At 58.2% G+C, this 15564-nt stretch carries 14 protein-coding genes; 2 read left to right on the forward strand and 12 right to left on the reverse strand.

Going from position 1 to position 15564, the window contains the following annotated elements; all coding sequences use genetic code 11:
* The 11 genes from surE to GGE33_RS07985 form a co-directional block, all read right to left on the reverse strand.
* A complete protein-coding gene (surE, locus tag GGE33_RS07935; RefSeq protein WP_183821883.1) occupies positions 1 to 771 on the reverse strand; it encodes a 5'/3'-nucleotidase SurE in 771 nt (256 codons plus the stop codon).
* A gap of 12 nt (positions 772 to 783) precedes the next feature.
* Positions 784 to 2064, reverse strand: a complete 1281-nt coding sequence (gene serS / locus GGE33_RS07940) for a serine--tRNA ligase (protein ID WP_148146411.1) — start codon at positions 2062 to 2064, stop codon at positions 784 to 786.
* 50 nt (positions 2065 to 2114) lie between these two features.
* On the reverse strand, positions 2115 to 2936 hold the full coding sequence (tatC, locus tag GGE33_RS07945) for a twin-arginine translocase subunit TatC (protein ID WP_148146410.1): 822 nt from the start codon (positions 2934 to 2936) through the stop codon (positions 2115 to 2117).
* A complete protein-coding gene (gene tatB / locus GGE33_RS07950; protein WP_183821886.1) occupies positions 2933 to 3766 on the reverse strand; it encodes a Sec-independent protein translocase protein TatB in 834 nt (277 codons plus the stop codon). The genes tatC and tatB overlap by 4 nt, the downstream gene beginning before the upstream one ends.
* A 33-nt stretch (positions 3767 to 3799) precedes the next feature.
* The gene (locus tag GGE33_RS07955; protein WP_112507697.1) at positions 3800 to 4012 is read right to left on the reverse strand and encodes a twin-arginine translocase TatA/TatE family subunit; all 213 of its coding nucleotides are present in this window, start codon (positions 4010 to 4012) and stop codon (positions 3800 to 3802) included.
* Positions 4013 to 4166: 154 nt separating this feature from the next.
* Positions 4167 to 4895: an SMC-Scp complex subunit ScpB gene (gene scpB, locus GGE33_RS07960; protein WP_183821888.1), complete on the reverse strand. Its 729-nt coding sequence runs from the start codon at positions 4893 to 4895 to the stop codon at positions 4167 to 4169.
* Positions 4892 to 5695 (reverse strand): segregation and condensation protein A, encoded by an 804-nt coding sequence (locus GGE33_RS07965; RefSeq protein ID WP_183822451.1) that lies wholly within the window; start codon positions 5693 to 5695, stop codon positions 4892 to 4894. The genes scpB and GGE33_RS07965 overlap by 4 nt, the downstream gene beginning before the upstream one ends.
* 69 nt (positions 5696 to 5764) lie before the next feature.
* Positions 5765 to 6781, reverse strand: coding sequence for a beta-N-acetylhexosaminidase (gene nagZ / locus GGE33_RS07970; protein WP_148146407.1), 1017 nt, complete (start codon positions 6779 to 6781; stop codon positions 5765 to 5767).
* Positions 6782 to 6908: 127 nt separating this feature from the next.
* Positions 6909 to 9905: an SPOR domain-containing protein gene (locus GGE33_RS07975; protein ID WP_183821890.1), complete on the reverse strand. Its 2997-nt coding sequence runs from the start codon at positions 9903 to 9905 to the stop codon at positions 6909 to 6911.
* Between the two features lie 65 nt (positions 9906 to 9970).
* On the reverse strand, positions 9971 to 11728 hold the full coding sequence (argS, locus tag GGE33_RS07980) for an arginine--tRNA ligase (RefSeq protein ID WP_183821892.1): 1758 nt from the start codon (positions 11726 to 11728) through the stop codon (positions 9971 to 9973).
* Between the two features lie 63 nt (positions 11729 to 11791).
* Positions 11792 to 13009, reverse strand: a complete 1218-nt coding sequence (locus GGE33_RS07985) for a deoxyguanosinetriphosphate triphosphohydrolase (RefSeq protein WP_183821894.1) — start codon at positions 13007 to 13009, stop codon at positions 11792 to 11794.
* A gap of 170 nt (positions 13010 to 13179) precedes the next feature.
* Between GGE33_RS07985 and erpA the strand changes: the two genes are divergently transcribed.
* Both erpA and xth read left to right on the forward strand, forming a co-directional pair.
* Positions 13180 to 13509 (forward strand): iron-sulfur cluster insertion protein ErpA, encoded by a 330-nt coding sequence (gene erpA, locus GGE33_RS07990; RefSeq protein WP_148146403.1) that lies wholly within the window; start codon positions 13180 to 13182, stop codon positions 13507 to 13509.
* Between the two features lie 94 nt (positions 13510 to 13603).
* Positions 13604 to 14410 carry an exodeoxyribonuclease III gene (gene xth / locus GGE33_RS07995; protein ID WP_183821895.1) on the forward strand — a complete coding sequence of 269 codons (807 nt, stop codon included), beginning with the start codon at positions 13604 to 13606 and terminating at the stop codon, positions 14408 to 14410.
* A 47-nt stretch (positions 14411 to 14457) separates the two neighbouring features.
* Here the strand turns inward: xth and exoR are convergent, their stop codons facing one another.
* Complete coding sequence (gene exoR / locus GGE33_RS08000; RefSeq protein ID WP_183821897.1) at positions 14458 to 15252, reverse strand: exopolysaccharide production regulator ExoR; 795 nt, start codon at positions 15250 to 15252, stop codon at positions 14458 to 14460.
* Positions 15253 to 15564 lie beyond the last annotated feature (312 nt).

The raw sequence follows: 15564 nt of genomic DNA on the forward strand, positions 1-15564 counted from the left end.
TCAACCGGCAACTCCTGCTCCCAGCGCGGATGCCAAGCGATCCTGAACCGAATAATCGGTCAGGTCCAGCTTAAGCGGCGTTACGGAAATCTTGTTTTCCTTAAGCGCCTGGATATCCGTGCCGTCACGGAAATTTCCTTTCCGCTCCGAAAATTTCAGCCAGTAATAGGGTCGGCCGCGACCATCCTCTCGCGCATCTATCATCAGGCCGAAATCGAGCTTTCCTTGTGAAGTGACCTCTACGCCCTTCACTTCCTCCGGCGCACAATGCGGGAAGTTCACATTGAGGAAAGTTCCGTCAGGAAGCTCGACCTCTATCAACTTGCGAAGAAGATCGGCAGCGTATGATTCGGCAACTTCCCATGGCGTGAAACGGCCATTTTCCTTACGCGCAGCCTGGCTTATCGCGATCGAGCGCACGCCCTGAAGCGTTCCCTCGATCGCACCAGCGACCGTGCCGGAATAGGTGATGTCGTCGGCCATATTGCCGCCGTCGTTTATGCCCGATAGGACGAGATCGGGTTTGCCGCCCATGATCTCGCTGATGGCCATGATGACGCAATCTGTCGGCGTGCCGCGCAGTGCATAACGCTGGTCGTCGATCTTCCTCAGCCGAAGCGGCTCGGACAGGGTCAGCGAATGCGCAAGACCGCTCTGGTCCGTCTCCGGCGCAACGATCCAGACATCGTCAGAAATCGTCCGTGCAATCCGTTCCAGGACGCCAAGACCTTCTGCGTGGATACCGTCATCGTTGGTGAGCAGAATGCGCATCGTGATATATCCTTATGCCTTCTCGATCTTGGTCAGGCCGCCCATGTAAGGCAGAAGCGCATCAGGAATTGTGACGGAACCGTCTTCGTTCAGGTAATTTTCCAGAACCGCGATCAGGCAGCGACCGACGGCAGTACCCGAACCATTCAGCGTATGAACGAAACGAAGCGCCTTCTCGTCCTTGACGCGATAGCGCGCGTTCATGCGACGGCCTTGAAAATCGCCGCAGACCGAGCAGGACGAAATTTCGCGATAGGTGTCCTGTCCCGGCAACCAGACCTCGATGTCGTAGGTCTTGCGAGCGCCAAAGCCCATATCGCCGGTGCAAAGCGTCATGGTGCGGAAATGCAGGCCCAGACGCTTCAGAACATTCTCGGCGCATTCCGTCATGCGCTCGTGTTCAGCGATCGCGCTTTCCGCATCGGTGATGGAAACCAGTTCGCATTTCCAGAACTGGTGCTGGCGCAGCATGCCGCGCGTATCACGGCCGGCAGAACCTGCTTCCGAACGGAAGGACGGCGTCAGCGCGGTAAAGCGCAGCGGCAGTTTTTCCTGCTCAAGCGTTTCGGCCGAAACGAGATTAGTCAGCGTCACTTCGGCCGTCGGAATAAGGTAACGGCCGTCGGTCGTCTTGAACAAATCTTCCTCGAACTTCGGCAACTGGCCGGTGCCATACATGGCCTCGGCCTTCACCATCAGCGGTGAGGAGACTTCCGTATAACCGTGCTCCATGGTGTGCATGTCGAGCATGAACTGGCCAAGCGCCCGCTCAAGACGGGCGAGCTGGCTGGTCAGAACCGTGAAGCGTGCACCCGACAGCTTCGAGGCGCGATCGAAATCCATGTAACCGAGCGCTTCACCGATATCGAAATGCTCCTTCGCCGGATGGTTCCAGCGCGGCTTTTCACCAACGACGCGTTTCACGATATTGTCGTGTTCGTCCTTGCCGACCGGCACGTCATCGAGCGGGATGTTGGGAAGACGCGACAGCGCGTCATCAAGCGCAGCAATTGCCTCGCGCTCTTGCTGCTCCGCGGCGGGCATGGTTTCCTTGATCTCGGCGACTTCTGCCTTGAGCTTGTCCGCCAGTTCAAGGTTCTTCTGCGCCATGGCAGCGCCGATCTCCTTGGAGGCAGCGTTGCGGCGGGACTGCATGTCCTGAAGCTTCTGGATTATACTGCGGCGACGTTCATCCATCGCCACGAGTTCAGCGGCCATCGGCCCGGCGCCACGCTTGGCGAGCGCCTCATCAAGAGCCTGTTCGTTTTCACGAATCCATTTGATATCAAGCATAATCCTAGCCTTCAACGCGAGACGCCGCGCGCATCAGGCCAGGAAAATCCTCAAGCCTTATCGGTCTCGGCGACTTCCGAGGAAGATTCTGCAGTTTCAGAATCTTCACTGCGTTTGCGCTCGACGAGTCGCGCGGCATAGATGGAAATCTCGTAGAGAAGGATGGTCGGTATAGCAAGACCGATCTGAGACATCGGATCCGGCGGCGTCAGGATTGCTGCGGCAATGAACGCGATGACGATCGCATACTTGCGCTTTTCCTTCAGCCAGTCGCTTGTCAGCAGACCGACGCGGGCGAGCAGCGTGGTGACAACCGGCAGCTGGAAGACCAGACCGAAGGACAGGACCAGCGTCATGATCAGGCTGAGATATTCCGACACGCGCGGCAGAAGCGAAATACCGACTTCACCTTCGGTCGGAGCCTGCTGCATCGCAAGGAAGAACCACATCACCATCGGCGTGAAGAAGAAATAGACCAGTGCGCCGCCCAGAAGAAACAGGATCGGTGATGCGATCAGGAACGGCAGGAATGCAGATCGCTCGTTCTTGTAGAGGCCGGGCGCGACAAACTTGTAGATCTGCGACGCGATCACCGGAAAAGCGATCACCAATGCACCGAACATCGCGACCTTCACCTGGGTGAAGAAGAATTCCTGTGGGGCGGTGTAGATCAGTTCGGACTTGGCGATATCCAGCCCCGCCCAAACCACAGCCCATTTGTAGGGAATGACGAGCAGGTTGAACAACTGCTTGGCAAAGAAGAAGCAGACGACGAAAGCGATGAAGAAGGCGCCGATCGACCACATCAGTCGGGTGCGCAACTCCATCAGGTGTTCGATAAGCGGCTGCGGCTTGTCCTCGTAGTCGCTCATGCTTCGTCCTTCGGAGTATCAGTCTTTTTGGGCGTGCGCTTGCGGGCGGGCGCCTTGGTAACCGGTGCCTCAACGGCAACGGATGCGGTTTCGACAGTCTTCTTCGGCGCGGCCTTGGCCCGCTTGGGCCTTTCAACCACAGGTGCGATTTCTGCAATCGTCTTGCTGGAACCCGCAGAATTCTTGGAAGACTTGCTGCGCACCTTGGCTTCTCCGCCGGCCTTCACCACCGACGTGCGGGGTGCACGAGGTTTTGCAACGGCAGCCTCTACCTTGGCCGGCGTCGCAGCCACAGGCGCAGCTTGAGCGAGGTTTTTCGCATCGGCAACAACGGGTACCGGCGTTACCGGGGCTGACACCGTATTTGCGGCTACAGCTGTAGGAGCAGCTGTTGCAGCGGCTGCCGGCTCGACGCTTGCCGGAACTTCAGGAGCAGCAGAAATCGGCTCGGCCCCTTCGATCGACTGCTGCGCCTCAGCATCTGTCGGTGAAAGTTCGGTCGTGTTTTCGGCGAGAGGACTAGGAATCTGCGTCGCCTTCTGCAGGTCCGACTTGATATCCTGCCCCATCTGCCTCAGCGGATTGATAGCATCACGCAGGGCATTTGTCGGATTAAGCTTTTGCGCATCCGATATGGTTTTGCGGACGTCATCCATATCCGCTTCACGCAAGGCTTCATCGAACTGCGTGCGAAAATCACCAGCCATCTTGCGGAAGTTGGCTGTCATTTTACCAAATGCGCGGATCATGGGTGGCAGATCCTTCGGACCGACCACAACAATAAGTACGACCGCAATGACGAGCAGTTCGGTCCAACCGATATCAAACATGCAACGAAGCTCCTGAAGCCCCTACCCGTTCCACTAGGACCGGGTGGTTTCCTTCGCCTCGTCAGCCTTGTGGTCGACGGTCTTCGCAGTGGTCGTTTCCGGGGCGTCCTCGTCGGTCATGCCCTTCTTGAAGCTCTTGATACCCTTTGCGACGTCGCCCATCAGCTCCGGAATCTTACCGCGCCCGAACAAGACGAGCACGATGACCAGAACGATCAACCAATGCCACACACTGAAAGAACCCATTAGTCCAACTCCAATTCGAATTAGTCTTCGATGTAAGCGCTTTGTGGCGCTTTTTCAAACAGCAAATTTGCATGATACATCGCTAATCACGCGCTCGTTAGCGCCATGCGAGATCATTGGCCGCCGATACACGCTCTGCGATAAATTGCGAAAACTAATCGTCCGAAGCACCGCCAGGGCTCAGCAGACCTAGTTCCTCAAGATCAAGCTGAGTGATTGGATCTTCTTCATCCGACAGATCAGTATCCGCACCCGGCATGGGAATATGGAACCCCGGCGGTATACGGCCGCTTAACAGGCCGGCACCCTTCAACTCTTCCAGTCCGGGAAGATCACGCAGTTCCTCGATACCGAAATGATCGAGAAAATCCGTTGTAGTCCCGAGCGTGACCGGGCGACCGGGCGATCGCCTGCGACCGCGAAAACGAACCCAACCGGCCTCCATCAGCACGTCCAGCGTACCTTTGGAGGTTTGAACGCCACGGATATCCTCGATCTCCGCGCGGGTGACAGGCTGATGATAGGCTATGATCGCCAGCACTTCGAGCGCTGCACGCGACAGCTTCCTGACCTCGTTATCATCCTTGCGGATAACGAAGGAAAGATCGGGAGCCGTGCGGAAGGCCCAGCAATCTGCCATGCGGACAAGATTGACGCCCCGGCCGGCATAATTTTCTGCAAGTCGGCCCAAAAGCGCCGGGATATCCGTTCCGCGCGGCAGTCTGTCGACCAGAAATCGCTCAGGAACAGGCTCGGCCGAGGCAAAAATCAGTGCCTCGGCGATGCGCTCGGCTTCGAGGTCCGAAAATCCCCCGCCATGACCGTCATCCACATCGTGACCAGCGTTCGAAAAGATTTCGATTCCGTCGGTTCCGGACGTCATTCGCCACCTCCAGGCACCTGGGCGGATCGCTGCCGGTTGCCACCACGAAGATAAATCGGCTGGAAGGCGCCGTCCTGGCGTATTTCCAGCTTCCCCTCACGCACGAGTTCCAGAGACGCGGCGAAGGCGCTTGCCGTTGCCGTTACCCGATCCTCAGGCGGCAGATAGGGAAGCAGATAGGTCTGCAATGCCGTCCAGTCAGCGATCTCGCCCAGCATGCGCGTCAGCAACTCTCGTGCATCCACCAGCGACCAGACCTTACGCCTCTCGATCGTGACCTGGGTGATCGCCGTGCGCTGCCGAAGGTTGGCGTAGGCTGACAAGAGATCGTAGAGGCTCGCATCGTAGGCGGATTGAACGCGATGCGGAATATGTTCCGGCGCGCCACGGGCAAAGACATCACGTCCCAGCCGGTTGCGATTGACAAGCTGGCTTGCCGCTTCCCGCATTGCCTCCAGGCGCCGCAAACGAAAGGCAAGTGTCGCCGCCATCTCTTCGCCGGTCGGACCATCATCACCCTTGACCTGCTGAGGAATGAGCAGGCGTGATTTCAGGTAGGCAAGCCAGGCCGCCATCACCAGATAGTCGGCGGCGAGCTCTATGCGCACACGCCGCGCGCTATCGACGAAGAGAAGATATTGTTCTGCAAGCGCGAGCACGGAGATGCGGGAGAGATCCACCTTCTGGCTACGGGCGAGATGCAGGAGAAGATCGAGCGGACCTTCGAATCCGGCAACGTCGATGACAAATGCCGGGTCGTCGGCAGCACGTTCGGACACGTCCTGCCAGAGCTTGTCCATTGGAATGGCGCCCTGCCCCGAATTCCCCGCCAAACCAGTTCACCTCTCTCGTTCGGCAGCCCTACCTCGTCAGGCGACCGCCATCATTTCGTGAAATTCTGCACGCAGCGCCTGTTCGTCGGACGCATCGGGAGCTGCAAAGCCGCGCTCGACGGCCTCGGCGCGCTGCAAAGCCTTACCAGACAAAGGCACAACTTCCTTCACTACCGCTTTCATTTCGTCCATGAGGCCGTTGCAATGCAAGACAATATCGCAACCTCCCCCCATGATTCGTGCGGCACGTTCGCCGATCGTGCCTTTCAGGGCATTCATCGATGTGTCGTCCGAGACCAGCAGGCCGTCAAACCCGATATGACCGCGAATGACATCTTCGATCACCACCGGCGAAATCGTTGCCGGATCGCGATCGTCATAGGCGGTGAAGACGATATGTGCGCTCATCGCCATCAACTCGTCCTTCATCGCGACGAAGGGTACGAAGTCATGACCTTCGAGTTCGGCGCGCGAAGCGGTGACGACCGGCAGTTCATGATGAGAATCGGCCATACCTCGGCCGTGGCCCGGCATATGCTTCATGATCGGAAGCATGCCACCCGCCTTCAGCCCTTCGGCTGCTGCCTTGCCCATTGATGCTACCGTTTGCGGATCGAACCCATAGGCGCGATCACCGATGACATTGCTCGCCCCCTCGACAGGAACATCGAGGACGGGGAGGCAATCGACGGTCACGCCGAGCTTCATGAGGTCGAAGGCATGCAGGCGCGACATCAGCCAAGCAGCGCGCAGGCCCTTTTCTCTGTCCTGCCGATAGATTTCACCCAGAGCGGTGGCCGAAGGATAACGCTCGATCATCGGCGGACGGATACGCTGCACACGGCCACCTTCCTGGTCAATCAGAACCGGTGCATCAGGCCTGCCGACTGCGTCACGCATGGCGGCAACGAGATCGGCAATCTGAGGAAGTTCGATGCAGTTGCGGGCGAAGAGAATGAACCCCCAGGGCCGCTCATCACGATAGAGCGAGATTTCGTCGGCAGTCAAAGTCGCGCCGCCAGCGCCGAGAATCATGGATTTCGAAACACTCATATCAAACTACCCGCTGTGATGATCTGGAGCATTTCCGGACGCAAAACCGTTTTTTTTCAATTTTGCTGGAATTGCCCTAACGAAAACGGGGCGCCGCGCGCCCCGTCTGTTTCGGCTGAATCAAGTCTTATCGCGCCACAAGGCAGCTGCCGCCGGCCGAGCGATATTTTTCGCAGAGTGCGACAGCCTGCTCCTTGCTACCGGCCGGGATACGGACGCGGTAGAAAGTCCCCTTGCCGGCAACTTCGGCAGCCTTGATATCGACGCCACGTCCACCAATCACACTGCCGAACTTATTCGAAAGGCTCTGGTAGGACTTCTGCGCATCGGCCTGGGACGGCAGTGAAGCAATCTGGATCACGTATCCACCTTCGCCAAGCGAAGCCACCTGCGTATTCTGCGCAGCCGGAGCGGCGGCGGCAGGTGCTGCGGTGCGAACATTGCCCTGATCACTGACACTGGCGACGACATTGGCAGGTTGAGTCGACGGACGAGTGGTCGGAACAGGAGCCCGAACGGCGGCAGCCGGTGCGGTATCCGCCAGTTGCTCGATCGATGCCGGAGCCTGGGCGGCGACCGGCATGGTCGATACAGTATCGGCTGGAGCCGAGACCGGAACGATACCTGTCGAAGGTGCGGCAGGAGCCGGGGCGGCGGTCGGGAAGGCTGCAGCCGTCTGCTGTGCCGGAGCATCAGCCCGAACCGGAGCCGCAGCGATTTTTGCCGTAGTGGCAGGTTCGACTTCCTGCTCGACCAGCTTGCCGTCGGCGCGAACGATCATTGTCTTGACCTTGCGCGGCATAACCGTGACGGCCTGCTGTTCACCGGCCTGCTGCTGATCCTGCGGCAGAAGACGTGGATCCTCGGTCTCTGCTACGTCGGTCATCTGCACGTCGTTTTCCCCTTCAAGCGGAAGGGTATCCGGCATCAGAGTCTTCTGGACGACGTCAACCGGTTCTTCGCTGCTCGAAATCAGCTGCTGCTGCTTGGGAGTTTCCGATCCTGCACCGGCGACGCGGTCGTAAACGGCCTTGTCCTGGTTGGGCACGGTCTTGCCGCCCGGGTTCGCCGGCGCAATCTTGACCGGCTCGCTGTCGGCAGCGATCACCATCGGCTCACCATTTCCGCCAAGACCGGACGTGGAGTTTCCAAACCATGCAAAGGCACCCGCGCCGCAAACGGCGACAAGACCAACGGCAACGAGAGGAGCAATCCAACGTCGCGAAGATCCACGCTGTTCGACGTCATCGACATTCTGCTCATAGTCTTCGGCCTGAGCATAACTTTCATTGGCGGTAAGCGGGGTTGCAAGACTGCGACGGAAATCCTCTTCGAGGGCCCGCTCGAAATCATCCAGATCCGCGTAAACGGATTTCTGAGCAGCCGGTGCTGAAGCAACAGCCGCGAGCTGCGGTTGGACACTTCCGCGCTGGAGCGATGCCGCAGTCTCAGGTGCCTCCAGAAGAGAGGCGAGTTCCGCGTCGATATCGAGATCGAAATCGTTCCGATAAGCAGGCTGCTCTTCCTTCTCCTCTACAGGAAGGGTCGGCACATCGAGTTCTGCAATCGCTTCCGGCTGTTCTTCAGGTTCGGAAAGCAGAGCCGGATCGAACGGCACGTCGTCTTCAGGCTCCAGGTCGAATGCCGGCGCAGCGGAATATACCGGGGCCGCAGCATAGACGGGCGCTGCAACAGCCGGAGAGGCGACCGGCGCCGGAGCAGGCTGTGCGACGGGAGCAACCGTGGCAGGAGCGGAGACGTTGGGGTCGACAGAGGCAACGACTGGAGCAACAACCTTGCTATTCTCCTCGACCACCATATCCGTTAGGTCGAGTTCCAGAGCGTCAAGCGCCAACTCGAAATCCAGATCGGCAAAGGGATCGGAGGCTTCGTCGACCGATTCGGATGGAACAGATGGCGCAGTGGGGGCTGCGTATACCTGCGGCTGCGCGGGAGCTAGCGACAGGAGTTCGCTGTCGACAGAAACCTGCACGGTCTCAACGACCGGAGCCACAGTGCGCGAGGAGACCGAATAATGATCAACGCCTGAAAGAAGGGCATCCAGATCAGCGAACTGATCTTTCGGCAGATCCGGCGCGACCTCCCCTACAGGTGCGACAACCTTGGCGGCAATCGGCTCAGCCGGGCCAGCAAGGGGAATATCCATCGCGGGGATTGGCAAATCCGAGATGACAGGGGCAGAAACCGCAACCGACACCGGCGCGGCAACATTCCATCCATCGAAAGAAACCGGTTCAATCTTTGACGGAGCAGCCTGCAGCTCGACTTTGGCCTCTGTCCGCTGGTGGGACGCCACGCCTGCACCTGACTGGAAGTTTGCAAGAGGCATGCGGAAGCTTGGCGTATATCCTGCCCCTTTACGTTTCGCATCCATCGGCGGCGACTGAGCCTCCACAGACAGGGGCTGAGTCGCAACAACGGGGGCGACAACCGGCGTGGAAACGAAGGACGTTTCCAATTCCGCGGCCAGATCGAATTCGTCGAATGACAGATCCTGATCCGCCAACGAAGCGACTTGATACGCCGGAACTGCATCGACAGCCTCATTCGGCACACGCCACGAGCCGGCCTCTTCAGGCTCTGTAGGTAGCGTGTCCGGAAGGCTTTCTACGTAAGCGTGATTGGCAACTCCGCGATCGCCGCCATCGACCAACTCTGCTTCGTAATCCGAAGCTTCATCGTTCGAAGCCACGGCATCATTAGAAATGTCGTCTGAAGCCCACGGCTCCAGCGGATCGCCTTCAGCCTGAGCCTGATCTTCGCCTGTTGCCTGATCGAGACCGGAAACAAACCGGTTGCCTTCGAACACAGGCTCGACGGAAACATCATCCATCGCAGCGATCGAAGGCTCTGCAACGACAAGATCATCGACAGGATCGAGCCGAGGCGCATCGTAACGCTCGAACTCGCGGAGAAGTTCATCTTCAAGGTTGAAGACCGGATCGGTCCGCCTTGCCGCTACGGGCTCGGCAACAGGAGGAGCCGGGTTTGCAACAACCCGATCCTCATAACCGACGATCCGCGCCAGTTCAGCCAACGGATCACCATCAGCAAAAAATTCCGGCACATCATTCCGGCTACGCGCAAGGTTATTATCCGCCATGACGTCGTCCACTCACCTACATTACTACGCTTCTGCCAGAGCAATATGGGCAAATGAGGGCGTTTTTAGCGCATCTCCTCCGGCGCAGCCGTACCCGTAATTGTGAGGCCAGACCTCAATACGGAAGCGACTGCACGCACCAGCCCAAGTCTGGCGATGCTCAATTCTCGGTTTTTATCGTTAACAAAACGTAATTCAGGTTGTTCCTTACCTTTATTCCAGTGCGCATGGAAGAAGCTGGCCAGATCATAGAGGTAAAACGCTATGCGATGCGGCTCTTGCGAAAGCGCTGCGCTTTCGACGATTCGCGGGTATTCGGCGAGCTTTCCAACCAGCTGCAACTCGTTCGGATCCGTTATTTCACCGACGGTCGAGGCCAGATCGAGCGAATCGATATCAAGACCCGGAAACGCATCCTTAGCTTGCCGGAATACAGACATGCAGCGCGCATGTGCATACTGGACATAAAAGACCGGGTTATCCTTCGACTGTTCAGTAACTTTTGCGAAATCGAAGTCCAGAGGCTCGGAATTCTTGCGGTAAAGCATCATGAAACGAACCGAATCACGACCGACCTCATCGACGACTTCGCGCAATGTGACGAAATCGCCGGAGCGTTTCGACATCTTGACCGGCTCGCCATCGCGATAAAGCTTGACCAACTGGCACAGAAGCACGGTCAACTTCGCCTTGCCGTCGGATACGGCACGGGCGACCGCCTCGAGCCGCTTCACATAGCCGCCATGGTCGGCGCCGAGCACATAGATCATCTCGTCGAAGCCGCGGTCGTACTTCTCCTTGAAGTAGGCGACGTCGGCGGCGAAATAGGTGTAAGCGCCATCGGACTTGATCAGCGGCCGGTCGATATCGTCACCGACTTCGGTCGAGCGGAACAGCGTCTGGTCGCGATCTTCCCAATCTTCCGGAAGCTGGCCTTTCGGCGGCGGCAGCTTGCCCTTGTAGACATGGCCTTTGAAGGTAAGGTCGTTGATCGCCGCGCGGATCAGCTTGGCGCCTTCGGCATGCAGCGTGCGCTCGGAGAAGAAGACGTCATGGTGGACGTTCAGAGCCTCAAGATCCTCGCGGATCATCACCATCATCGCGTCAACCGCACGATCCTTGACGAGCGGAAGCCATTCTTCTTCCGGCATGCTGTGCAGCCGCGGGCCGAACTCTGCAGCAAGTTCCTTGCCGACGGGAACGAGATAGTCGCCCGGATACAAGCCGGCCGGGATATCGCCGATATCCTCACCCAACGCCTCGCGGTAACGCAGGAAAACGGAACGGGCGAGCACGTCAATCTGGCCGCCCGCATCGTTGATGTAATATTCCTTGACGACATCGTAGCCGGCAAAGGACAGGAGGTTGGCCAAAGCGTCGCCAACCACCGCACCACGGCAATGGCCGACATGCATAGGCCCGGTAGGGTTGGCCGAGACGTATTCGACATTGGTCTTCTTGCCCGAACCGAAAGTCGAGCGACCATAATCGGTTCCGGCTTCGATTATCGAGCCAAGGATACGCTGCCAGTAACCGGTCGAAAGGCGGATATTGATAAAGCCGGGGCCGGCCACAGAAACTTCGCTGACGTCGGGATCATTGCGCAATGCTGCCGAAATCAGGTCGGCAAGCGCGCGCGGATTGGTGCCGAGCGGCTTTGCCAGGACCATAGCTGCGTTGGTCGCCACATCGCCGTGGCTCTGGTCACGCGGCGGCTCGACAGTCAGTCGTCCGAAATCGATTTCACTGCGCTTTTCCTTGATAATATCAATTTTTTCCAGCGCGTTCTTAATTCTATTATCGAAGTCAGCAAAAAGATTCATGTCTCGTATCCACGCGTAATGCGAAGCGGGCTTTTGTAAAGCCGGTGGTGTTTGGAGGTCGGCCTAGCGCAAATCGGGAGTCTGGTCAAACAGCTCTCCATGTACTCGGACGGCATAGGTGTCGGTCATTCCGGCCAGATAATCGGAAACGTGACGGGCCTTGGCGGCCTCTTTCAACCCGGAAATATGATCCACCCAATAGTGGCTGCGCATCAAGGTCGGGTCATTCATGTAGGCCTCGAAGAGATCGGTGACGATCTTGGAAGCGCCAGCACGGATGCGCATAATCTCCGGATGGCGATAGATGCGGGCAAACAGCAGCTTCTTGATCAGCTGATCCGTCTGCGCCATTTCTGGCGAGAAGGTTGCGATCACCCGGCCTGCCGTCCGGACATCGGCAGCACTTTGCGGGCGGATATCGGCCAGATTGGCCTGCGCCACACCGATCACGTCCTCGACCATATGGGTGATCTGCCGGCGCGTCACCTCATAGGCGAAGCGGCTCGGCTCAAGATGTGGATATTTTGCCCTCACCTGCCGCATCAGACCGGACAGAAACGGTACATCTTCCAGCATCTCGAAGGTCAGCAGGCCAGAGCGCAGGCCGTCATCTATGTCATGAGTATTATAGGCGATATCGTCCGAGATCGCAGCGACCTGAGCCTCAAGGCTGGCGAAACTCGCCAGTTCGAGATCGTGGAGTTCGCAATAATCGCGGATCGGTTGCGGCACAGGCCCGTCCAGCCCTTCGCCGCCTGCTGTCATCAGCGGACCATTATGCTTGACCAGACCTTCAAGACTTTCCCAGGTCAGGTTGATGCCATCGAATTCCGCATACCGGCGTTCCAGCTTGGTCACGATTCGTAGCGATTGGGCGTTGTGATCAAAGCCGCCGAAAGGTTTCATCACCTCGTCGAGGGCGTCCTCGCCTGTATGGCCGAACGGCGTGTGGCCGAAATCGTGGACAAGTGCGACGCCTTCAGCCAGGTCCTCGTCGAGCTTCAAGGCGCGCGCCAGTGCGCGGGCGATCTGGGCGACTTCAATCGTGTGAGTGAGACGGGTGCGATAGTGATCGCCATCGGGGCTGATGAAGACCTGTGTCTTGTGCTTGAGGCGACGAAAGGCGGTGGTGTGGACGATGCGGTCGCGGTCACGCTGGAACTCCGAGCGCGTCAGACTGCCATCTTCGGCAAACATCCGCCCCCGGGAATTCCAAGGGTCCGACGCATAAACCGCCCGTTCGCCGCTACCGAAACCGAGCGTCCTGGTATCGATCGTCATGCCTTCACCTGCATTTCCATTGCAATTCCGTTCCGCACGGCCCATTGACGTGCCGTTCACGCCTTCATACCTATAGTAAAGCCGCGCGCAAAGCCGGTGACGATTATCTTCGAGTTATTCAGGCACCGGCCTGAAACTCACCGGGCCTTTACCCCGGCAGGAGACACTAGATGACTGAAAATGTAACCCTCTCCGATGCCGCAGCAAAGCGGATCTCCCAGATTGTCTCGGCCGATAGCGGCAAGCAGGCACTGCGCGTCTCCGTCGAAGGCGGCGGCTGTTCCGGCTTTTCCTACAAGTTCGATCTGGCCGAGGCGCCGGAGGCAGACGACATCGTCATTGAAAACGGCAATGCCAAGGTTCTGATCGACAGCATGTCGTTGATTTACATGGCCGGATCCGAGATCGATTTCGTCGACAACCTGCTCGGGCAGTCATTCCAGATCAAGAACCCGAACGCGGTTGCCAGTTGCGGCTGCGGTACCAGCTTCTCCATCTGATCCTTTTTTCTGGCCGGCATTTCAATCCAACCCGGCTTCCTTCCTGCGCCTGATCGTCTAAAAGGGACGATCAGGAACATGAAGTGGATGACGCATGAAGATCGCGACCTGGAACATCAACGGCGTCAAGGCGCGGATCGATAATCTGCGCCAGTGGCTCGCCGATTCGTCACCGGATATCGTATGCCTTCAGGAGATCAAATCGGTCGATGAGCGCTTTCCGCGGCTCGAGATCGAAGCGCTCGGCTATCATGTGGAAACGCATGGCCAGAAGGGCTTTAACGGCGTCGCGATCCTGTCGAAGATCAAGCCCGACGAAGTGATGCGCGGTCTACCCGGCGGTGAAGGGCCGGATGGCACTCTCGATGAGCAATCGCGTTATATCGAATGCGTGTTCTCTATTGCCGGCGGCGTTATAAGGGTCGCGTCGATCTATCTTCCGAACGGAAATCCGGCCGATGATCCGGTGAAATACCCTTACAAGCTCGCCTGGATGGAAAGGCTTCGCCGCCATGCGGAAGCCTGCCTTGCGCTGGAAGAGCCACTGATCCTCGCCGGCGACTATAATGTCATTCCGGAACCGCATGACTGCTTCGATCCGGCCGTGTGGGCGACAGACGCACTGTTTCTGCCGCAGACGCGTGAGGCCTTCCGCAGGCTCGAAAATCTTGGCCTGATCGACGCGGTGCGCGCCACGACCGACGCAACCAAACTCTATTCGTTCTGGGATTATCAAGCCGGCGCATGGCCGAAGAACAACGGCATCCGCATCGATCACCTGCTGCTGTCACCGGAAGCAGCAGACCGGCTGAAGGCAACCTCGATCGAACAACACGTGCGTGCGTGGGAAAAGCCATCCGACCACGTTCCGGTGGTCGGCATATTCGATTTCGCAGCCTGATCTGCAACGCCAGGGCGACGCGAACGCGCTTTAAAGCGCGGTTCGGGTCAGTCGTCGGTATCTGCCAGCTGGTGCGACAGCGCAACCGCACCGCGGCGGTCCCGTTCGTCGGCGACCGAGAATGCCTGTTCCTGAAGCTGCTCCATCCAGCCACAATCCTTGGCGATGCAGCGGTCCAGCGCAGCCGTCATGAATGCCAGCCCGCGAACCGCCTGCCCTTCCTGGAAGAGGATATTGCCGAATACCGCCATGGCGCCGGCATGGCCGGTCTTACGGGCCTGATTGAGCCACTTCTTGGCCTGCTGGATGTTTGAGCCGCCGCCCTCACCCGACAGCATCATTCGGGCAAGCTGATACTGCGCTTCGGCCACACCGAAGGTGGAGGCTACCTGGAAATAGAGCTGACGCGCCTGATAAAGGTCGGGCTTTACCGGGCTGCCTGGAATGCCATGGCTGTAATAGCTCGCAAGCGACAGAAGCGCATTGACGAAGAAGCCCGTGTCCTCGGAGCCCGGCTCGACGCCCTGGGCTGCAATCTCGTTATAGATCTTGAAGGCCGTATAATCGTCCTTGGTCACACCATCGCCATAGGCATACATGTTGGCAAGCGCCCAGCGCGAACCGGTATGACCTTTTTCGGCAGCATAACGATAGGCTTCGACCGCATCTTCCTTCTGACCGTTCTTGTAAGCCTTGAAGCCGAACTTGAAGAGATCGAAAGGACCAGATTCTTTCGACACACCTGCCTTGATGTCGAAGGCAAGAGCGTTCCCGGCACAGATTGCCGCCAGCGATATTCCAAGAAGCAATACTCTCATGGATCCAGTGCCAGACTTCCGCATGGTTCAGTTTCTTTCGACCCGCTCGCGGCTGGGAGCCGAAGCGTGCATTATTGGCCGTGCGGACAGAAGATCAGGACAAGACGATCCCGACATTCTGCCTCCCGATGGGCGAGAGAAACTGTAGGTTCCATTTCCGGCAAGACTTGGACCCCTAAACAAGATCGCGGCAGCAGCGGAAAACGAATTCGCTATCCGCTTGCCCAATCCAGCAAAGCCCCGTTTATCTTCAGAAAACCCGCCCATGATACTCCAACACGCACGTTCCGCCCCCGCAGTTCGTGCTCTCTACTTACATACCGCTGCGCCTCGTTT

It is taken from the genome of Aliirhizobium cellulosilyticum (assembly GCF_014198105.1).
GTDB classification, from domain to species: Bacteria; Pseudomonadota; Alphaproteobacteria; order Rhizobiales; family Rhizobiaceae; genus Neorhizobium; species Neorhizobium cellulosilyticum.